We start from the raw sequence: 18,289 nt of genomic DNA on the forward strand, positions 1-18,289 counted from the left end.
CGACCTGCCGACCTGCCGACCTGCCGACCTGCCGATTCGCCGTTCCGCCCTTGCCCCCTGAACCACCCAAGGAGACCGCCACCATGACTGCCGCGAACCCGCCTCCAGCCCATGCAACTGCAGTGAATGCAGGGGCCACGGCCGGCCTCATCCACAGGCCCCCGTTCCATGGCCGGCTGCTCATCGATGGCGCCTGGGCCGATGCGGCCGACGGCGCGACGCTGGAACGCCGCTCCCCGGCCCACGGCACCGTGGCCAGCATCCATGCGCGGGCCGGCCGGGCCGATGCCGCGCGTGCCATTGCCGCAGCACGCCGCGCTGCGGACCACGGGCCCTGGCCCCGCATGAAGGGTGCGCAGCGCGCCAGCGTGCTGCGTGCCGTGGCCGAACGCCTGCTGGACCGCAGGCAGGAATTGGCGCGTATGGAGACGCTGGAGACCGGCAAGCCGCTGGCCCAGTCGCTGGACGAGGTGGGCGCGGCAGCCGACCTGTGGCACTACGCCGCCGCACTGGCGCGCAACCTGCATGGCGACAGCTATGACACGCTGGGCGAGCAGACGCTGGGTGTGGTGCTGCGCGAGCCGCTGGGCGTGGTCGGCATCGTCACGCCCTGGAACTTTCCCCTGCTCATCGTCAGCCAGAAGCTGCCCTTTGCGCTGGCCGCCGGCTGCACGGCCGTGGTCAAGCCGGCCGAGGAAACATCGGCCACCACGCTGATGCTGGGCGAGATCCTCATGAACGCCGGCCTGCCGCCCGGTGCCGTCAACATCCTGCCAGGCGGCGGTGGCGCTGTCGGCGAGGTCCTGGCCGCGCACCCGGACATCGACATGCTGTCCTTCACGGGCTCCACGGAAACAGGCCGGAAGGTGGCCGCAGCTTCGGCGCAGACGCTCAAGAAGCTGTCCCTGGAGCTGGGCGGCAAGAATCCCCAGATCGTCTTTGCCGACTGCGACTTCGAGGCGGCCGTCGATGCCACGGTGCTGGGCATGCACTTCAATGCCGGCCAGTGCTGCAACAGCGGCAGCCGCGTGCTGGTGCAGGCGGCCATCGCCGAGCGCTTCGTGGTCGCCGTGGCCGAGCGCGCTCGGCAGGTGCGCGTGGGCGATCCGCTGGACCAGGGCGTGCAGGTGGGCGCCATCACCACGCAGCGCCAGCTGGACGCCATCCTCACCCACATCGAGGCCGCGCGCCAGGCCGGCGCCCGCGTGGTGCTGGGCGGCGGCCGCATGGCGCGCCCGGGCCTGTATGTGGAGCCCACGGTGCTGGCCGGCGTGACGCCGGACATGGCCATTGCCAGGCAGGAGGTCTTCGGGCCCGTGCTCGCGGTGCTGGTCTTCGAGGACCTGGACGATGCCATCGACCTGGCCAACGCCACGCTCTACGGCCTGTCGGCCGCCGTCTGGAGCCGTGACTTCAGCACCTGCCTGGCGGCGGCGCGGCGCATCAAGGCCGGCACGGTATGGGTCAATACCTTCCTCGAAGGCCATGCCGAGCTGCCTTTCGGCGGCTACCGCCAAAGCGGCCTGGGCCGAGAGCTGGGCCGCCGTGCCGCCGAGGACTACACCCAGGCCAAGACCCTGCACATGCACCTGGGGGCGCGCAGCCACTGGTATCTGCCCATCCACGAAGGAGACACGGCATGAAGCGGCCACTGACTGCCATGGCGCTGGCCATGGCCCTTGCCACACCGCCGGCCGCCATGGCCGGGCAGAGCGTCGAGGTCCTGCACTGGTGGACCGCTGGCGGCGAGGCCGCCGCGCTGAACCTGCTCAAGAGCGGGCTGGAAAAGCAGGGCGTGCGCTGGAACGACATGCCCGTGGCCGGTGGCGGCGGCGAGGCGGCCATGACGGCGGTGCGCGCCCGCGTGACCTCGGGCAACCCGCCCACGGCGGTGCAGATGCTGGGCTTCGACATCCTGGACTGGGGCGGCCAGGGCGTGGTCGCCGACCTGGATGCCCTGGCCGCGCGCGAGGGCTGGGACAAGAGCGTGCCGCAGGAGGTGCAGAAATTCTCGCGCTACCAGGGCCGCTGGATCGCGGCGCCGGTCAACATCCATTCGACCAACTGGCTGTGGGCCAACCGGCAGGTGCTGGCCCAGGCGGGCGTGACGGCCGAGCCAGCGAGCTTTGACGAATTCATCGCGGCGGCGCGCAAGGTGCGCCAGGCCGGTTTCATCGCCATCGCCCATGGCGGCCAGCCCTGGCAGGAGGCCATCGTGTTCGACAGCGTGGCCCTGTCCACGGGCGGCGCCGACTACTACCGCAAGGCCTTCATCGAGCGCGATCCGGCCACCATCCGGTCGGCGACCACGCGCAAGGTATTCCAGCGCATGGCGCAGATCCGCAGCCTGGTGGACAAGGATTTTTCGGGGCGCGACTGGAACGTGGCCTCGGGCATGGTCATCGCCGGCAAGGCGGGCTTCCAGATCATGGGCGACTGGGCCAAGGGCGAGTTCCTCAACGCCGGCAAGCAGCCCGGCAAGGACTTTGCCTGCTACCGCTTCCCGGGCACCCAGGGCATGGTGGCCTTCAGTACCGACCAGTTCGTGATGTTCAGGCTGTCCGACGCGGGCAAGGCGGCCGCTCAGCGCAAGCTGGCGGCCGCCATCATGGAGCCGGCCTTTCAGTCGGCGTTCAATGTCGTCAAGGGTGCGGCGCCTGCGCGCCTGGACGTGGCGGATACGGCCTTCGACGAATGCGGCAAAAAGGCCATCCGCGACGTGGCCGAGGCCGATGGCCGGCGCAGCATGCTGGGCTCCATTGCGCTGGGCCATGCGACGGCCGCATCGGCCAAGAACGCCATCTATGACGTGGTCACGCGCCACTTCAACGGCCAGATCGACGATGCCAGGGCCGTGACCGAGCTGGCCTCGGCCCTGGCCGACTGATGGAGGACCCTGCCATGAAGGCCGGCTGGCTCCCCAGGCTGCTGCTCAGCCCCAGCGTGCTGCTCACGCTGGTGTGCGTGTACGGATGCATTCTGTTCACGGTCTATCTGTCGTTCACGGCATCGACCCTGCTGCCGCGCCATGAATGGGCCGGCACCGCTGCCTACACGCGGCTGCTGGGGCTGGAGAACTGGAAGATCTCGGCGAACAACCTCGCGGTGTTCGCCAGCCTCTACATCGCCATTGCCATGGCGCTGGGCCTGGTATTGGCCATCCTGATCGACCAGAAGATCCGCGCCGAGGCCGTGCTGCGCTCCATCTTCCTGTACCCCATGGCCCTGTCCTTCATCGTCACGGGAACGGCGTGGAAATGGCTGCTCGACCCCGGCGTGGGCCTGGAAAAATCCATGCACCTGCTGGGCTGGCAGGGTTTTGCGTTCGGCTGGATCAAGGACGGCGACATGGCCATCTACTGCGTGGTCATCGCCGCCGTGTGGCAGACCAGCGGCTTTGCCATGGCCCTGTTCCTGGCGGGCCTGCGCGGGGTGGACTCCGAGCAGATCCATGCGGCGCGGCTCGATGGCGCGCGCACCTGGCAGGTCTACTGGCGCATCGTCCTGCCGCAATTGGGGCCGGTTTTCGTATCGGCCTTCGTGATCCTGGCGCACATGGCCATCAAGTCCTATGACCTGGTGATTGCGCTGACCAATGGCGGGCCCGGCCGCTCGACCTGGCTGCCCTCGGTGTTCATGTACCAGTACTCGTTCACCCGCAACGAGATGGCCGTGGGCGCGGCCAGCTCGGTGCTGATGCTGCTGGCCGTGGGCGCCATCGTCCTGCCCTATCTCTGGGGCGCCATGCGCAGCGCAGGAGGTCGCCATGACTGAGCTGCGCACACCCTGGTCCGTGACACGGCGGCTTCAGCCCTGGCGCGTGCTGCTGTATGCGGCGCTGGTCCTGCTGGCGGCGGTCTTCCTGCTGCCGGTCTATGTGATGCTGGCCAATTCGTTCAAGCCGCTCGACGAGATCCGCAGCGGCCACCTGCTGGCGCTGCCCGGCCAGTGGACGCTGGCGCCCTGGCGCAGCGCCTGGAGCACGGCGCAGATCGGCGTGCAGGCCACGGGGCTGCGGCCGTTCTTCCTCAATTCCTTCCTGGTGGCCGTGCCATCCGTGCTGCTGTCCACGGCCCTGGGCGCGCTCAACGGCTGCATCCTGACCCAGTTCCGTTTCCGGGGGGCGGACCTGCTGTTCGGCGCCATCTTGCTGTCGGTCTTCATTCCATTCCAGATCGTGCTGATCCCCATGGCCAAGATGCTGGGGGCGCTGGGCCTGGCGGGCAGCCTCAAGGGCCTGGTCTTCGTCAACACGGTGTACGGCATAGGCTTCACCACGCTGTTCTTTCGCAACTACTACGCGGCCTTCCCGGCCGAGCTGGTGCGCTCGGCGCGCATGGATGGCGCGGGGTTCTTCGGGCTGCTGTGGCGCGTGCTGCTGCCCAACAGCCTGCCCATCGTCGTGGTGGCCGCGATATGGCAGTTCACCAGCATCTGGAACGAGTTCCTGTTCGGCGCCTCGTTCAGCGATTTCAGCTCCTACCCGCTGACCGTGGCGCTGAACAACCTGGTCAACAGCAGCACCGGCGTCAAGGAATACAACGTCCACTTCGCGGGGGCGTTCATTGCGGCCTTGCCGACGCTGGCCGTGTACCTGGTGTCGGGCCGGTTCTTCGTGCGCGGGCTGATGGCCGGCGCCGTCAAAGGCTGATGCCCAGCATCTTGCAGTGAGGCATTCCATGGCATTCCTTGATCTCGACCGCATCCACAAGCGCTTCGGCGCGGCCAGCATCCTGCAGGACATCAGCATTGCCGTGCAGGAGGGCGAATTCCTGGTCCTCGTCGGCCCGTCGGGCTGTGGCAAGAGCACGCTGATGAACATCATCGCGGGCCTGGAGCCGCCCAGCGGCGGCCGTCTGGCGCTGGGCGGCCGCGACATCACCCACGCGGCGCCGGCCGAGCGCGACATCTCCATGGTGTTCCAGTCGTATGCGCTGTACCCCAACATGACCGTGGCGGGCAACATCGGCTTTCCGCTGGAGATGCGCAAGGTGGACAAGTCGCGGCGCCTTGCGCGGGTGCAGGATGTGTCCAGGCTGCTGCAGATAGAGCACCTGCTGGGGCGCAAGCCGCGCCAGCTGTCGGGCGGCCAGCGCCAGCGCGTGGCCATAGGGCGGGCGCTGGCGCGCGAGCCGCAGCTCTACCTGTTCGACGAGCCGCTGTCCAACCTCGATGCCCAGCTGCGCGTGGACATGCGCGCCGAGATCAAGAAGCTGCATCAGCGCCTGGGCGCCACCATCATCTATGTCACGCACGACCAGATCGAGGCCATGACCCTGGCCACGCGCATCGCCGTCATGAAGGGCGGGGTGCTGCAGCAGCTGGGCACGCCGCAGCAGGTCTACAACCGGCCGGCCAACACCTTTGTGGCGGGCTTCATGGGGTCGCCGCGCATGAACCTGCTGCCTGCGCGCGTGGGTGAGTGGGCGGGTGAGGGGCAGGGCGGTCCCGTCCTCGATATCGGCGGCCAATCCCTGCCCCTGCCGCAGCCGCTGGCCACCGCGCTGCAGGGCCATGCGGGCCGCGAAGTCATTGCCGGCATACGTGCCGAGGCCGTGGGCCTGGCGCCCGAAGGCGTGCCGGCCGCCCCCGGCCAGGGCCTGGCCGAGGCCCGCGTCGAACTGCTGGAGCCCACCGGATCGGACACGCTGGCCCTGCTGGAGCTCGGTGGCCATGCGTTCACCGCGCGGCTGCCGCCCGATGCGCCGTTGCGCGCCGGGGACAGGGCACGCCTGCTGATCGACCTGTCTCGGCTGGTCTGCTTCGATGCCGCCACCCAGGCGCTGATCGCATGACCGCCATGGCGCACAACGGGCTGGACTGCGATGTGCTCATCATCGGCTCGGGCGTGGGCGGCTCGGCCGTGGCCCTGCAACTGGCGGGCAGCGGTGCGAACGTATGGGTGCTGGAGCGCGGCCCGGTGCTGCCGCGCGAGGCGCAGAACTGGGACATCGAGGCCGTCTTCGCCGAAAGACGCTACCAGACCGACGAGGTCTGGTACGCCAGCGGGCGGGCGTTTCGGCCCGGCATGTTCTATTTCGTGGGCGGGCACACCAAGTTCTACGGCACGGCCATGCTGCGCTTTCGGCAGCGCGATTTCGAGGCGGTGGAGCATGAGGAGGGCATCTCGCCCGCCTGGCCGCTGCGCTATGCCGATCTCGAACCCTGGTATGCCCTGGCCGAGCAGCTGTTCGGCGTGCGTGGCCAGGGCGGCACCGACCCCACGGAGCCGCCGCGCAGCACGGCCTATGCCCATCCCCCGGTGCCGCACGAGCCGCTGCTTTCGCGCATCGAGCAGCGCTTGCGTGCCCAGGGCCTGCGGCCGTTTCCCATGCCCTGCGCCATCGACCTGGGACCGGGCGGGCACTGCCGGCGCTGCGCCAATTGCGACGCTGTGCCCTGCATGGTGGGGGCCAAGGGCGATGCCGAAACCTGCCTGCTGCGGCCTGCGCTGGCGCACCGCAATGTGCGGCTGCATACCGGCGTGCGCGTTCAGCGCCTGCTCACCGATGCGGGCGGGCGGCGCGTCGTCGCGGCGGAGGTGGTGGACCGCGGCGTGGCGCGCCGCATCACGGCGGGGCTGTTCGTGCTCAGTGCCGGCGCCATCAACTCGGCGGCCCTGCTGCTGCGCTCGGCCAACGCGCGGCATCCGCGCGGTCTGGCCAATGGCAGCGACGTGGTGGGTCGCCACTACATGACGCACAACACCACGGCCCTGATGGCATGGCACCCGTTCAGGCGCAACCGCACGCGCTTTCCCAAGACGCTGGCACTGCACGACTTCTATTTTGGCGACGGCGCGGGCGGCCCGCCGCTGGGCAGCCTGCAACTGCTGGGAAAGATCCGCGAGCCCATGCTGCGTGCCGCCCTGCCGGGCAGCCCGAGGTGGCTGCGCAGCGCGCTGGCCGAGCGCAGTGTGGACTGGTACGCGCAAAGCGAGGACCTGCCCCACCCCAGCAGCCGCGTCACGTTGCGCGCAGACGGAGCCATCGACCTGCACTGGCACCGCACCAACCTGCGCGCCCACCAGCGTTGGGTGGCGCGCTGCGCCCAGATACTGCGCGGCACCGGCTACCCGCTGGTGCTGTCGCGCGGCTTCGGCACCGAGGTGATGTCGCACCAGTGCGGAACGGTGCGCCTTGGGAGTGATCCGGCCACCTCGGCGCTGGACCCGCAGTGCAAGGCCTGGGAGCTGGACAACCTGTATGTGGTCGATGCGGGATTCTTCCCGTCCTCGGCCGCAGTCAACCCCGCGCTGACCGTGGCTGCCCAGGCCCTGCGCGTGGGCAGTCACCTGCGTCACCACCTTCAGGAGCTGCTGCCATGAATCCGCAATCGACGGCACGGCGCCCCGTGGCCCTGGTCACCGGCGGCAGCCAGGGCATAGGCGCCGCCATTGCGCTGCAACTGGCGCACGACGGCTTTGACGTGGCCATCACCACGCTGCAGGACGATGGTGCCAGTGACGGCGCCAGCGTCGCGCAGATCCAGGCCTGCGGCGCGCGTGCGCTGCGTGTGCGCGGCGACCTGGCCGACGTGCACGACCACGCTCGTGTGCTCGATGCGGTCTGCACCTGGGGCGGTGTGCCGTCCTGCCTGGTCAACAACGCAGGCATGGGATCGCCGCGCCGCGGCGATCTGCTGGACATCCGCGCCGAGGACTTCGACCGGGTGATGGCCACCAACCTGCGCGGCAGCTTCTTTTTCACGCAGGCCGTGGCGCAGCGCATGCTGGCTGCGCCTTCGGGCGCTGCGCGGTCCATCGTCACCGTGTCCTCGGTCAGCGGCGAGATGGCGTCGGTGGAGCGCGGCGAGTATTGCCTGTCCAAGGCCGGCCTGGGCATGCTGACGCGCCTGTTCGCGCTGCGCCTGGCGGCGCACGGCATTGGCGTGTTCGAGCTGCGCCCCGGCATCGTCCGCACGGCCATGACGGCGGGTGCTGCCGATCGGTACGACGGCCTGATCGCTGCGGGCCTTGTGCCCATGGGCCGCTGGGGCCGGCCCGAGGACGTGGCGCAGGCCGCCAGCGCGCTGGCAAGCGGCAGGCTGGCGTTTGCGACGGGGTCGGTGCTGCATGTGGATGGCGCGCTCTCCATCGCGCGGCTGTGAGGAGGATGACCATGGACAGCTATGACTACATCATCACGGGCGCGGGCTCGGCCGGCTGCGTGCTGGCCAACCGGCTGAGCGCCGACCCCTCGGTGCGCGTGCTGCTGCTGGAGGCCGGGGGCTGGGACTCGCATCTTCTGTACCACTGGCCTGCGGGCTTTGCGCGCATGACCCGGGGCCGGGGCTCCTGGGGATGGCAGACCGTGCCGCAGCGGCATCTGAACCAGCGCGTGCTGCGCTACACGCAGGCCAAGGTCATCGGTGGCGGTTCGACCATCAACGCCCAGCTGTACACGCGCGGCGCGCCGGCAGACTATGACGACTGGGAGCGCCTGGGCGGCGCCACGGGCTGGTCCTGGCGCGACGTGCTGCCGTACTTCAAGCGTTCGGAGAACAACCAGCGCTTTGCCAACGAGTACCACGGCTACGGCGGCCCGCTGGGCGTGTCCTGCCCCGTCAGCCCGCTGCCCATCTGCGAGGCCTTCTTCCAGGCCGGCCAGGAAATGGGCATGCCCTTCAACCCCGACTTCAACGGTGCCGCGCAGCAGGGCCTGGGCTACTACCAGCTCACGCAGTGGAATGCGCGCCGTGCGTCGGCCGCCACGGGCTTCATCGATCCGGTGCGCATGCGCCGCCCCAATCTGACCGTCCAGCTGCAGACCCAGGCGCTGCGCGTGCTGGTGCAGGGCCGGCGCGCGGTTGGCGTGGAGGCGGTCTCGGGCACCAGCCGCACGCCTTTCAGCGTGCACGCCAGCCGCGAAGTCATCGTCTGCTCGGGCGCCATAGGCTCGCCCAGGCTGCTGATGCACTCCGGCATAGGCCCTGCCGACCATCTGCGCAGCGTGGGGCTGGCGCCTGTGCATGACCTCCCTGGTGTCGGCTCCAACCTGCAGGACCACCTGGACCTGTTCGTGATCGCCGAATGCACGGGCGACCATACCTACGACAAATACCAGCGCCCTTGGCACGCGGCCTGGGCGGGCCTGCAGTACCTGCTGCTCAAGAAAGGGCCGGCCGCCTCCAGCCTCTTCGAGACCGGGGGCTTCTGGTATGCCGACCCCGATGCGCTCGCGCGCTCGCCCGACATCCAGTTCCATCTGGGGCTGGGCTCGGGCCTAGAAGCCGGAATGACCGGGCTGGAGAACGCGGGCGTGACGCTGAACACGGCCTACCTGCGCCCCCGCTCGCGCGGCACGGTCCGGCTCGCGGATGCAGACCCGGCGTCGGCGCCATTGATCGATCCCAACTACTGGGCCGACCCCCATGACCGGGCCATGTCCATCAAGGGCCTGCGCCTTGCGCGCAAGCTGCTGTGCCAGCCAGCGCTGCGGCGCTACGTGCACGGCGAGGTATTGCCGGGCGGACATCGGGACAGCGATGCCGAACTGTCTGACTACGCCTGCGCCCATGCCAAGACCGACCACCATCCCGTGGGCACCTGCCGCATGGGCCCCGAGCACGACCCGTACAGCGTGGTGACGCCGCAACTGCAGCTCATCGGCATGGAGGGGCTGCGCGTGGCCGATGCGTCCGTGATGCCCTTCATCCCCTCGTGCAACACCAACGCTCCCACCATCATGGTGGCCGAGAAGGCTGCCGACCACATCCTCGGCCAACGGGCTTGAGGCAGGAGACCCCCATGCAGATCCTCCTTCCCCGAGGCGACGGCCGTCTCGTGCCACTGGCCATGAAGGCCAGTCCCATCGCTCCCGCGGGCCCGGCCCCTGCCTTCAACCGCAGCGTCTATGCAGCGGCCCATGTGGTGATCGACCCGTTGGCAACCACGCATCCCTGGGATGGCCCGCCTGCCATCGACTGGGAGGCAACGCTGGCCTTCCGCGAGCATCTGTACCGCCTGGGCTTCAAGGTCGCCGAAGCCATGGACACGGCCCAGCGCGGCATGGGCCTGGACTGGCCATCGTCACGCGAACTCATCCAGCGCAGCGCGCGCCATGCGCGGGCAGTGGGCGGCCAGCTGGCCTGCGGCGCGGGCACCGACCAGCTGGCGGCGCAACCCGGGGTCACGCTGGCACAGGTCGAGGGGGCCTACCGCGAGCAGATGGATGTGGTGCAGGCCGAAGGCTGCCCCGTGGTCCTCATGGCCAGCCGCGCCCTGGTCCAGGCCGCGCGCGGCCCGCAGGACTATCTGCAACTCTATGACCGGCTGCTGGACGCTGCCGACCAGCCCGTGGTGCTGCACTGGCTGGGCGAGATGTTCGACCCTGCGCTGCGCGGCTACTGGGGAAGTACGGACCTGGCGCAGGCCCTCGATACCGTCGCCGCGCTGATCGCAGCGAAGGCGCCCAAGGTCGAAGGCATCAAGGTATCGCTGCTCGATGCGCAATGGGAGAGGGCGCTGCGCCGCAGGCTGCCTGCGGGCGTGAAGATGTACACGGGTGACGATTTCCACTACGCCGAACTCATGGCCGGCGATGGGACGGCAGCCGGTGAGGGCGGCCACTCCCACGGCCTGCTGGGCATCTTCGACCCCATCGCCCCGGTGGCGGCCGTGGCGCTGGCCGAACTGGCCCAGGGCCGCAGCGGACGCTTCCGGGAACTGCTGGATCCCACGGTGGCGCTGTCGCGCGAGCTTTTTTGCGCGCCTACGCGGCATTACAAGGCAGGCATCGTGTTCCTGGCCTGGCTCAATGGCCACCAGAAGCACTTCTCCATGGCCGGCGGAATGCAGTCTGCACGCGGGGCCGCGCACTTTGCCAAGGTGTTCGAGCTGGCCGACGCCTGCGGTGCGCTGGCCGACCCGGAGCGGGCCAGCGCGCGCATGAAAAGCTATCTGTCGGTGGCCTGTGGCGTGGAGGCTTGAAGCAGGATTGCCCGGATCTTGCCCCGTCTTCCCCAGGCCGGCAGCTCACACCGCACTCACTCCACGCTCACACCAGGCTCACACCAGGCTCAGGGATTCATCGCATCCTGGCTGCAGCATCGGCTGCAGCCCGAGTATCAGATCAAGGTTCTGCACCGCCGCGCCGGCGGCGCCCTTGCCCAGGTTGTCGAACACGGCGGTCAGCAGTACCTGCTGCTCCTGCGGCTGTCCGAACACCGCCAGCCGCATCCGGTTGCTGCCATTGAGCGCGCGCGGATCGAGCCGCTGCGCATCGGCGTCCTCCTCCAGGGGTTGCAGCTCGATGCAGGGCTGGCCCTGGTACCGCGCATGCAGGGCAGTGTGCAGGCTGCGGGCGGTCACACCAGCGGGCAGCAGCCGCAGATGCAGGGCGATGGTCAGCACGATGCCTTGCCGGTAGTGGCCATAGGCCGGCACGAACACCGGCGCATGGGCCAGGCCGGCATGCTGCTGGATCTCGGGTACGTGCTTGTGGTGCAGACCCAGGCCATAGACCTGCAGGGGCACGGCAGTGGCGGCGGCAGCGCCCTCATGGTCCAGCAGCCCTGCGCGGCCCCGTCCCGAGTAGCCCGATACCGCGTGAATGGCCAGCGGGTAGTCGGGGGGCAGCAGGCCCGCGTCGATCAAGGGCCTGAGCAGTGCCAGAGCACCTGTCGGATAGCAGCCGGGATTGCTGACGCGCCGGGCATGGGCGATGCGTTCAGCCTGGCCTGCCTCCAGTTCCGGCAGGCCATAGACCCAGCCCGGCGCGGTGCGATGCGCAGAACTCGCATCGATCACGCGCACGCCGGGCCGGCGCACCAGCGCCACCGCCTCGCGCGCAGCCTCGTCCGGCAGGCACAGCAAGGCGATGTCGCAGTCGTTGAGCGCCTCGGCGCGGTGCGCCGTGCTTTTGCGCTGGTCGGCCGGCAGTTGCAGCAGGCGCAGGTCGGTCCGATCCGCCAGCCATTCGCGCACCTGCAGGCCGGTGGTGCCCTGGTCGCCATCGATGAAAACAAGAGAGGTCATGGGTTGCTCCGATTGGGTGTGGAGCGCATGGTGCAGCGCCTGCCGCATGCAGGCCAGTTGAATCTGACAAACTACGGATTCATGATTCCTGAATTGCTGGCAACCTGGGACACCGCACCATGCGCGAAATCAATCTGGACCGTCTGCGCACCCTGCTGACGGTGGCCGACCTGGGCTCGTTCGCCGCCGCCGCCAAGGTGCTGCACCTGGCGCCGCCCACGGTGACGCTGCATGTGGCGCAGCTCGAAGAGCGTCTGGGAACACGTCTATTGCACCGCGCACCAGCCGGCGTCACCGCCACATCGGCGGGCAGCCTGCTGATAGACAAGGCGCGCCAGCTCCTGGCCGAGGCCGACGATCTCCTGCAGACCGTGCAGCGCCAGATCGCCACGCGCGGGGGCCGCGTGCGCCTGGGCGCCTCCACCGGCGCACTCGCGCACCTCTTGCCCCAGGCACTGGAAACCCTGGCCGCCCGGCATCCCGAGATCGACGTGCAAGTGGCGGTGATGACCAGCGAGGAAGCCCTGGCGCGCCTGGCGGCCGGCAGCCTGGACATCGGCATCGTTGCCTTGCCGCAGCCCGTGCTGCGCGGGCTGCAGGTGCAGGCCTGGCGCCAGGACCCGGTGCTGGCCTTCATCCCGGCCGCCTGGAAGCCGCCGCGGCACATCACGCCCGCCTGGCTTGCGGCCCGCCCCCTGATCGCCAACGACCGTGGCACCCGGCTGTCGCGCCAGACCGCCGAATGGTTTGCCGCAGGCGGCGCCCGGCCGCAGGCACGCATCGAGCTGAACTACAACGACGCAATGAAGAGCCTGGTGGCAGCGGGCTACGGCGCCGCGCTGCTGCCCCACGAGGCCGGCGCACCGCAGCCTGACCCCCGCATCACCACGCGACCCCTGCGGCCAGCACTGTCAAGGGCGTTGGGCATCGCGCATCGCAAAAGGCCGGATGACGACGCGACGACGGTGACGATTGAGGTTTTGATGGGGATGCGGGGGCGTTGACTTTGCTGATTGATGCCTGATTGACAGCAGGAATCCATAGAGCCGATGAGCGGACTGGAATAAACCTCGGCTTCATCCCAGTCCGTTTCGGTGTCTTGTTGATGCGATGGCACCATCACCGGCTTGACACTACGCTGGAATGAAAACGCCTATCGCGTCAACATTTGTGCCGGAACGACCAAAGAATCCACCCGCTGCTTCAGCAGGAATGGGGCCGAAGGGTTTCCCTCCGTCGCCTCCGTAGGGGCCGTAGGACTTCTTGTTGGTGGTAATGGTCAGGGAATCAATTCGACTTCCGCTTCGCCCTTGTATCGTAACGATGTGCTCGTTGCTGCCAAACTCGATCACAGTTTCTTCGCCGCCACCGCCACCATGGCGTGCACCAGTGAGTTGTGTTCCGTCTGTCAGAAGCCATGTGGTTTGGATGGCATCGACTCTGGCTCCATGCCTGATCGAAATCCTCACAATTCGAACCACTTGGGTCAGATCATCGGAAAATTCGTCTCCACCCTGACCGCCGACTTGTTGACTTTTCTTGTAAGGCATATAAATCTCCGTTGTCAATCGCCCTTGGTTTTTTGGCTTCTACGGGGCGATGTTCATAGAAGCATAAGGCTCGAAAGCCAGAAGCTGGATTCAATGATTGGCCGAATGGCGACAATGGTCGTAGTGCGCTTCCAATGCAAATGAGGTGCGGGCGACAAGAGCACGCTCTGACGTTCATTGACCAAACGATCCCTCAGAAATGCGCGAAGTCAACACGATTTGATTTCTGGATCTCAATAGCGGTACATCCAGTTTTTCGCCCTGTCATTGCGATCGCCATGGCAATATTTGCCACTGCCATCATCAGAGGTCTTCAGGCCATTCATTGCTGGCGTTTCATTCTGTCACATTGAATAAGCGGCGTCCATCGGAAGTTGTCAATTCAATCATTGGATTGAGAATGGCTTCTTCTTTTCAATGGTGGTGGTGCATTCTGATCGCATCAAATAGCTGCTGTACACACATTGCTGCCATTGCTCTCATTGCACCCATTGCACCCATTGCAGCAATTGATGCCGGTGTGCGGTGGCAGTCTCGATAAAGCCGACAAGTTCGGACCACAGATGAGCAACCGCAAAGAGGCAAGTCCGCCATCGCGGCTCATGCACAGGCGCTGCCGACCCGAACCGGGCCTTCACCAGGTGCACCAAAGCAGGCCGCAGTGTCCAGGCTCCAGGCTCCCCGACATGATGGAAGTGCCGGGTTTCTTCAGACAGCCAGCGAGTCGGCAGGGGGCTTCGACCTGATATCAGGGACCTGCAGTTTTGCCGCTTGACCTTCAACTCAAGTTGAAGCTTAAGCTCCTTATCCTCTCATCACACAAGATGCTGCAAGGATCGATATGCAAACCATTTTGGGCGCCAATGGCCAGATCGCTGTGGAGCTGGCGCGCGAGCTCCACCGCAACTACACGCAAAACCTGCGCCTGGTCAGCCGCAAGCCGCGCAAGGTGAACGATACGGACGAGCTGGTGTCCGCCGACCTGATGAATTCCGCGCAAACCCTGGAGGCCGTGCGTGGCAGCGAGGTCGTGTACTTCACCGCTGGCCTGCCACCAGACACCGAGTTATGGGAGGGGCAATTTCCTGCCATGCTGCGCAACGCGCTCGATGCCACGCGGGCAGCGGGGGCCAAGTTTGTCTACTTCGACAACACCTACATGTACCCGCAAACCGCGCAGCGGCAGACCGAGGAAACCGCCTTTGCCCCGGTGGGCCGCAAGGGGCGCGTGCGCGCCTTGATGGCCGAGATGGTGCTGGCCGAGATGCAGCGCGGCGATATCCCCGTCGCCATTGCCCGCGCGCCAGAGTTCTACGGCCCCGGCAAAACCCAAAGCATCACCAACACCCTGGTGATCGGCCCGCTCAAGGCGGGCCAGAAGGCCAAAGTGCCGGTGCGTGACGACAAGCTGCGCACCCTGATCTGGACGCCCGATGCAAGCCGCGCCATGGCAGCCATTGGCAATGCGCAAGATGCGTATGGCCAGACCTGGCATCTGCCTTGCTGGGACGAGCGGCTGACCTATCAGGCCTTTGTGAACCTGGCGGCTGCAACCTTTGGGGTTGAGCCGCGCTACAAGGTACTGAGCCACCTGGCCATGGTGCTTGCTGGCTGGGTCTCCAAGCCCGTGCGCGAACTGCGTGAACTGCTGCCACGCTACGCGCACGACAATGTGTTTGATTCGTCCAAGTTCAAGCGCCGCTTTCCCGACTTTGCTGTCACCAGCTACGCACAGGGCCTCAAGCACATCGCGCAGGAGTCATCATGAGTACGCCACGTATCTTGCATGTCGTCACCAATGTCGCTCATTACGACGACCCTGCGCACGCCACAGGGCTGTGGCTGTCGGAGCTGACCCATGCCTGGGATGTGTTTGCTGCGCAAGGGTATCTGCAGCAACTGGTGAGCCCGCTGGGTGGCGCCGTACCGCTGGAGCCGCGCGCACTCCAATGGCCGCACTTCGATGCTTCGGCCAAAGCCTGGCTCGATGATCCCGCGCGCATGGCCCTGCTGGCGAACACTGCGGCACCTGCCGATATCGATGCGAACGATTTCGATGCCATCTACTTCACCGGAGGGCATGCGGTGATGTGGGATTTTCCCGATAGTGCGGGGCTGCAGCGCATCACACGCAGCATCTGGGAGCGAAGTGGCATCGTTGCATCGGTTTGCCACGGCTACTGCGGCCTGCTCAATACGCAGCTCAGCGACGGCTCTTTGCTGGTCGCGGGCAAACGGGTCACGGGTTTTTCATGGACGGAAGAAATCCTGGCCGGAGTGGCCCGGTCCATGCCCTACAACGCCGAGCAGGAGATGAAGATGCGCGGTGCGCGCTATCAGAAAGCCTTGCTGCCTTTTATGTCGTATGTGGTGGCCGATGGCCGCCTCATCACCGGGCAAAACCCGGGGTCGGCCAAAGCGACTGCAAAGCAGGTGGTGCAGGCTTTGGCAACGCGCTAGGGCCGCGTTCCAAACTGGTGCAGGCCTATGCCGCGCTTGCCCGCTTCTTGTGTCCGGTGCGCATGAGCTTGCTCATTTTTTCTTCGGCCGCTGCTTCAGAGGCCAGGGATTCGGATTGCTGGGCCAGTACATGGGAGAGCACGCGGCGTGCGTTGTCATGGCAATCCATGTTGTCTGGCCGCGCTTCAATATCGGACAACAAAGCCTGCAACTGCTTTTTGCTGGTTTGCAGCTTTTTCTCCATGGCCTTGATATCGGCAATTTTTTGGCGCAGCGCGCCTACGACGGCCTCATGGTCCCAGCCTTGCAGGCCGGGCGGCAAGAGTGCACGGATTTCATCCAGGCTGAAGCCCACCCCTTGCGCAATCGCAATCAGCTCCAGCATCTGCACCATCTCAGGCGGATAGCTGCGGTAGCCATTCGCGCCACGCTCAGCCGCTTGCAGCAGGCCGCTTTGCTCATAAAAACGAATGCGTGATGTGGACAGGCCTGTGCGTTTGCTCAGTTCGCCAATGTTCATACGTGACCTCGGCAGGGATGCCTTGACCTTCAATAAGACTTGAAGCTTATCGCATTCGCAAGCCCTTCGCTCCAGCGGCAATTTGCGGCGAGCGCAACGTGCAAGCGAGGCAACCTGACGCAGCTCGGTCAGCCGCTGACCAGCCTGCACGCCTGCTTTGACTGCCGTGGCTACCGTATCTGCCGGGTGTCATGGCCCCGTGGAAGCCGCCGCTTGCGCAATAGACCCCTGCGCGCGAACTGTATGGATGGACAGTAGAATTTCGGGCTCGATAGTTTCCACAAGGGAAGGGTCTGGACATGTCCGCAGAACTCGAACAAGAAGTCGTCTCAATCTTCGAAGACCGCCTTTGGCATCACAACGGCTGGGAGGCCCGCGTCATCAAGAATGAAGACGACGATGGCTGGGCCGTTGCCATGACCCAGGACGGCCAGGCGGAGCCAAGCCTGGTCGGCCCGTGGACCATGGGCCGCGACAAGAAAAATCCCAAGCCGCTGGACGTTTCCGCCTTCAACACGCTCGTGAAGACGGCGCACGAGGTGATGCGCCGGCATGAGCAGCATCTGGCAGCGCAGTTGCACAAGGATGTGCAGATCGTGGTGGGCGGGTCACGCGTGACCGTCTCTCTGGATATCGAGCCCGATGAAGACAATCCCAGCGCCACGCTCACCGCCACTGCCGCCGACGGCAGCGAGCTGGCCAAGGTGGGAGTCAGGCCGGACCATCAGCTCACCCGGACGTCTGCGCAAGCGTGGGCAGAGGCAGGCTACCCCCGTCCCAGCGAGGACTGAGCCGCGGGCAAGGCCGGGGAATCAGGGGGCTGTTTCACAGCTGCCTTCCAAGGCGGATATGCGGCTTTGCGGCTTTGCCACACGCTCTAGATGTGCAGCATGGCCAGCCCGCCCACGCCAAGGCCCAGCGCTGCCACGCCGAGCATGGCGTATTCCAGCCATTTCTTCTTGGTCAGCAGCGCGATGGCTGCAAGGGCAATGGCGACCTGCAGCGCGGTGGTGGCCTGCGCCCAGCGGTGATGCAGGTGCATCTGCATCTCTGACTTCTCGTCCCATTGCCGGGCCTCTGCTTCCAGGCGGTCGGCATCGCGCTTGATGTCGTCCTTTTCCTTTTCGTAGCGCTCCACCTTGGCCTGGTAGGCCGCCCGCCTGTCCTCCGTGGTCGCCAGATCACGCGCGAACTCGGACAGCGATTGCTTGGTGCTCTTGGCCTGGAAGAAGGCCCACTGGTTGGCCGCTTCGGTCTTCTTGATGGCTGCGTCGTTCTTGTACAGCCCGGCATTGGCCTGGGTGGCGCCGCCCATGTACGCGAAGATGGCGCCCACCGTGGCGATGACTGCCGTGCACATGGCGATCTGGTTGGTCAGGCTGCCGCCGCCGATGCCGTGGTGGGCGGTTTGGCCATGCTCGCCCTGGGCAGCATGTTCGAGTTCGTGATCGTGTGGGCCGTGGACGTGAAAGCCGCCGGAAGACATAGGTGCCAATTCCTTGATGCAATGGGGTGGCGCATTATGGGGCCGGCCTGGCGGCAATCCAGGGCTCCAGAATGTGCGGGGCGCATGGCCTGCTTGGAGGTCAGCGCCTTGGCTGACGGCCTGCAGATGGGGGAGTGGGATCAGGCGGCAGTCGCGCGGTGCGGCAGCGCTGCGAGCAGTATTTGACCTCGTCCCAATCACGTGCCCATTTTTTGCGCCATGTGAACGCAAGACCGCAGCACGCACACAGCTTGGAGGGCAGGTGGGGCTTCTTGTGCATGGCGCGGGCGTTCCTG

Annotated in this window: 18 protein-coding genes; 13 read left to right on the forward strand and 5 right to left on the reverse strand. The window is 66.6% G+C overall.

The annotated features are described in order from the left end of the window. Positions 1 to 83: 83 nt before the first annotated feature. Genes AC5I49_RS11830 through AC5I49_RS11870 form a run of 9 tightly spaced genes read left to right on the forward strand, consistent with a single transcriptional unit; the run spans position 84 to position 10,930 of the window. The gene (locus AC5I49_RS11830) at positions 84 to 1,643 is read left to right on the forward strand and encodes an aldehyde dehydrogenase family protein (RefSeq protein ID WP_495789383.1); all 1,560 of its coding nucleotides are present in this window, start codon (positions 84 to 86) and stop codon (positions 1,641 to 1,643) included. After that, positions 1,640 to 2,887: an ABC transporter substrate-binding protein gene (locus AC5I49_RS11835; protein WP_277849859.1), complete on the forward strand. Its 1,248-nt coding sequence runs from the start codon at positions 1,640 to 1,642 to the stop codon at positions 2,885 to 2,887. The genes AC5I49_RS11830 and AC5I49_RS11835 overlap by 4 nt, the downstream gene beginning before the upstream one ends. 14 nt (positions 2,888 to 2,901) lie before the next feature. Then, positions 2,902 to 3,774: a carbohydrate ABC transporter permease gene (locus AC5I49_RS11840; RefSeq protein WP_082001472.1), complete on the forward strand. Its 873-nt coding sequence runs from the start codon at positions 2,902 to 2,904 to the stop codon at positions 3,772 to 3,774. After that, entirely contained in the window at positions 3,767 to 4,651 is an 885-nt protein-coding gene (locus AC5I49_RS11845; RefSeq protein WP_016446302.1) for a carbohydrate ABC transporter permease, read from the forward strand. Before AC5I49_RS11840 ends, AC5I49_RS11845 begins: the two co-directional genes overlap by 8 nt. A 28-nt stretch (positions 4,652 to 4,679) precedes the next feature. Then, positions 4,680 to 5,795, forward strand: a complete 1,116-nt coding sequence (locus tag AC5I49_RS11850) for an ABC transporter ATP-binding protein (protein WP_495789384.1) — start codon at positions 4,680 to 4,682, stop codon at positions 5,793 to 5,795. Further along, complete coding sequence (locus AC5I49_RS11855; protein WP_495789385.1) at positions 5,792 to 7,327, forward strand: GMC oxidoreductase; 1,536 nt, start codon at positions 5,792 to 5,794, stop codon at positions 7,325 to 7,327. Before AC5I49_RS11850 ends, AC5I49_RS11855 begins: the two co-directional genes overlap by 4 nt. Then, the gene (locus tag AC5I49_RS11860; protein ID WP_495789386.1) at positions 7,324 to 8,109 is read left to right on the forward strand and encodes a 3-ketoacyl-ACP reductase; all 786 of its coding nucleotides are present in this window, start codon (positions 7,324 to 7,326) and stop codon (positions 8,107 to 8,109) included. Before AC5I49_RS11855 ends, AC5I49_RS11860 begins: the two co-directional genes overlap by 4 nt. A gap of 11 nt (positions 8,110 to 8,120) precedes the next feature. After that, a complete protein-coding gene (locus tag AC5I49_RS11865; protein ID WP_495789387.1) occupies positions 8,121 to 9,734 on the forward strand; it encodes a GMC family oxidoreductase in 1,614 nt (537 codons plus the stop codon). Positions 9,735 to 9,748: 14 nt separating this feature from the next. Further along, the gene (locus AC5I49_RS11870; protein ID WP_495789388.1) at positions 9,749 to 10,930 is read left to right on the forward strand and encodes a dihydrodipicolinate synthase family protein; all 1,182 of its coding nucleotides are present in this window, start codon (positions 9,749 to 9,751) and stop codon (positions 10,928 to 10,930) included. A 78-nt stretch (positions 10,931 to 11,008) separates the two neighbouring features. On the opposite strand, the gene argC is transcribed toward AC5I49_RS11870, so the two are convergent. Continuing rightward, the gene (gene argC, locus AC5I49_RS11875; protein ID WP_495789389.1) at positions 11,009 to 11,977 is read right to left on the reverse strand and encodes an N-acetyl-gamma-glutamyl-phosphate reductase; all 969 of its coding nucleotides are present in this window, start codon (positions 11,975 to 11,977) and stop codon (positions 11,009 to 11,011) included. Positions 11,978 to 12,096: 119 nt separating this feature from the next. On the opposite strand from argC, the gene AC5I49_RS11880 reads away from it, so the two are divergent. Beyond that, the gene (locus AC5I49_RS11880) at positions 12,097 to 12,981 is read left to right on the forward strand and encodes a LysR family transcriptional regulator (protein ID WP_017407463.1); all 885 of its coding nucleotides are present in this window, start codon (positions 12,097 to 12,099) and stop codon (positions 12,979 to 12,981) included. Between the two features lie 129 nt (positions 12,982 to 13,110). Here AC5I49_RS11880 and AC5I49_RS11885 read toward each other — a convergent pair whose 3' ends face one another. Beyond that, positions 13,111 to 13,527, reverse strand: a complete 417-nt coding sequence (locus AC5I49_RS11885) for a jacalin-like lectin (protein WP_074922946.1) — start codon at positions 13,525 to 13,527, stop codon at positions 13,111 to 13,113. Between the two features lie 841 nt (positions 13,528 to 14,368). On the opposite strand from AC5I49_RS11885, the gene AC5I49_RS11890 reads away from it, so the two are divergent. Continuing rightward, positions 14,369 to 15,295 carry an NAD-dependent epimerase/dehydratase family protein gene (locus AC5I49_RS11890; RefSeq protein WP_495789390.1) on the forward strand — a complete coding sequence of 309 codons (927 nt, stop codon included), beginning with the start codon at positions 14,369 to 14,371 and terminating at the stop codon, positions 15,293 to 15,295. Continuing rightward, positions 15,292 to 15,987 (forward strand): type 1 glutamine amidotransferase domain-containing protein, encoded by a 696-nt coding sequence (locus AC5I49_RS11895; protein ID WP_495789391.1) that lies wholly within the window; start codon positions 15,292 to 15,294, stop codon positions 15,985 to 15,987. Before AC5I49_RS11890 ends, AC5I49_RS11895 begins: the two co-directional genes overlap by 4 nt. Positions 15,988 to 16,012: 25 nt before the next feature. Here the strand turns inward: AC5I49_RS11895 and AC5I49_RS11900 are convergent, their stop codons facing one another. After that, positions 16,013 to 16,507, reverse strand: a complete 495-nt coding sequence (locus AC5I49_RS11900; RefSeq protein WP_279495137.1) for a MerR family transcriptional regulator — start codon at positions 16,505 to 16,507, stop codon at positions 16,013 to 16,015. Between the two features lie 299 nt (positions 16,508 to 16,806). Between AC5I49_RS11900 and AC5I49_RS11905 the strand changes: the two genes are divergently transcribed. Next, complete coding sequence (locus AC5I49_RS11905) at positions 16,807 to 17,298, forward strand: hypothetical protein (protein ID WP_016446290.1); 492 nt, start codon at positions 16,807 to 16,809, stop codon at positions 17,296 to 17,298. An 86-nt stretch (positions 17,299 to 17,384) separates the two neighbouring features. Here the strand turns inward: AC5I49_RS11905 and AC5I49_RS11910 are convergent, their stop codons facing one another. Both AC5I49_RS11910 and AC5I49_RS11915 read right to left on the reverse strand, forming a co-directional pair. After that, the gene (locus AC5I49_RS11910; RefSeq protein WP_012206105.1) at positions 17,385 to 17,993 is read right to left on the reverse strand and encodes a DUF4337 domain-containing protein; all 609 of its coding nucleotides are present in this window, start codon (positions 17,991 to 17,993) and stop codon (positions 17,385 to 17,387) included. A 100-nt stretch (positions 17,994 to 18,093) separates the two neighbouring features. Then, entirely contained in the window at positions 18,094 to 18,273 is a 180-nt protein-coding gene (locus tag AC5I49_RS11915) for a DUF2256 domain-containing protein (protein WP_013801983.1), read from the reverse strand. Positions 18,274 to 18,289: the final 16 nt, after the last annotated feature.

The organism is Delftia sp., from assembly GCF_059499305.1.

Excerpts from the sequence above, each read along its gene's own strand:
- AC5I49_RS11830 (WP_495789383.1), top strand. The coding sequence starts at position 84 with ATGACTGCCGCGAACCCGCCTCCAGCCCATGCAACTGCAGTGAATGCA.
- AC5I49_RS11835 (WP_277849859.1), top strand. The coding sequence starts at position 1,640 with ATGAAGCGGCCACTGACTGCCATGGCGCTGGCCATGGCCCTTGCCACA.
- AC5I49_RS11840 (WP_082001472.1), top strand. The coding sequence starts at position 2,902 with ATGAAGGCCGGCTGGCTCCCCAGGCTGCTGCTCAGCCCCAGCGTGCTG.
- AC5I49_RS11845 (WP_016446302.1), top strand. The coding sequence starts at position 3,767 with ATGACTGAGCTGCGCACACCCTGGTCCGTGACACGGCGGCTTCAGCCC.
- AC5I49_RS11850 (WP_495789384.1), top strand. The coding sequence starts at position 4,680 with ATGGCATTCCTTGATCTCGACCGCATCCACAAGCGCTTCGGCGCGGCC.
- AC5I49_RS11855 (WP_495789385.1), top strand. The coding sequence starts at position 5,792 with ATGACCGCCATGGCGCACAACGGGCTGGACTGCGATGTGCTCATCATC.
- AC5I49_RS11860 (WP_495789386.1), top strand. The coding sequence starts at position 7,324 with ATGAATCCGCAATCGACGGCACGGCGCCCCGTGGCCCTGGTCACCGGC.
- AC5I49_RS11865 (WP_495789387.1), top strand. The coding sequence starts at position 8,121 with ATGGACAGCTATGACTACATCATCACGGGCGCGGGCTCGGCCGGCTGC.
- AC5I49_RS11870 (WP_495789388.1), top strand. The coding sequence starts at position 9,749 with ATGCAGATCCTCCTTCCCCGAGGCGACGGCCGTCTCGTGCCACTGGCC.
- argC (WP_495789389.1), bottom strand. The coding sequence starts at position 11,977 with ATGACCTCTCTTGTTTTCATCGATGGCGACCAGGGCACCACCGGCCTG.
- AC5I49_RS11880 (WP_017407463.1), top strand. The coding sequence starts at position 12,097 with ATGCGCGAAATCAATCTGGACCGTCTGCGCACCCTGCTGACGGTGGCC.
- AC5I49_RS11885 (WP_074922946.1), bottom strand. The coding sequence starts at position 13,527 with ATGCCTTACAAGAAAAGTCAACAAGTCGGCGGTCAGGGTGGAGACGAA.
- AC5I49_RS11890 (WP_495789390.1), top strand. The coding sequence starts at position 14,369 with ATGCAAACCATTTTGGGCGCCAATGGCCAGATCGCTGTGGAGCTGGCG.
- AC5I49_RS11895 (WP_495789391.1), top strand. The coding sequence starts at position 15,292 with ATGAGTACGCCACGTATCTTGCATGTCGTCACCAATGTCGCTCATTAC.
- AC5I49_RS11900 (WP_279495137.1), bottom strand. The coding sequence starts at position 16,507 with ATGAACATTGGCGAACTGAGCAAACGCACAGGCCTGTCCACATCACGC.
- AC5I49_RS11905 (WP_016446290.1), top strand. The coding sequence starts at position 16,807 with ATGTCCGCAGAACTCGAACAAGAAGTCGTCTCAATCTTCGAAGACCGC.
- AC5I49_RS11910 (WP_012206105.1), bottom strand. The coding sequence starts at position 17,993 with ATGTCTTCCGGCGGCTTTCACGTCCACGGCCCACACGATCACGAACTC.
- AC5I49_RS11915 (WP_013801983.1), bottom strand. The coding sequence starts at position 18,273 with ATGCACAAGAAGCCCCACCTGCCCTCCAAGCTGTGTGCGTGCTGCGGT.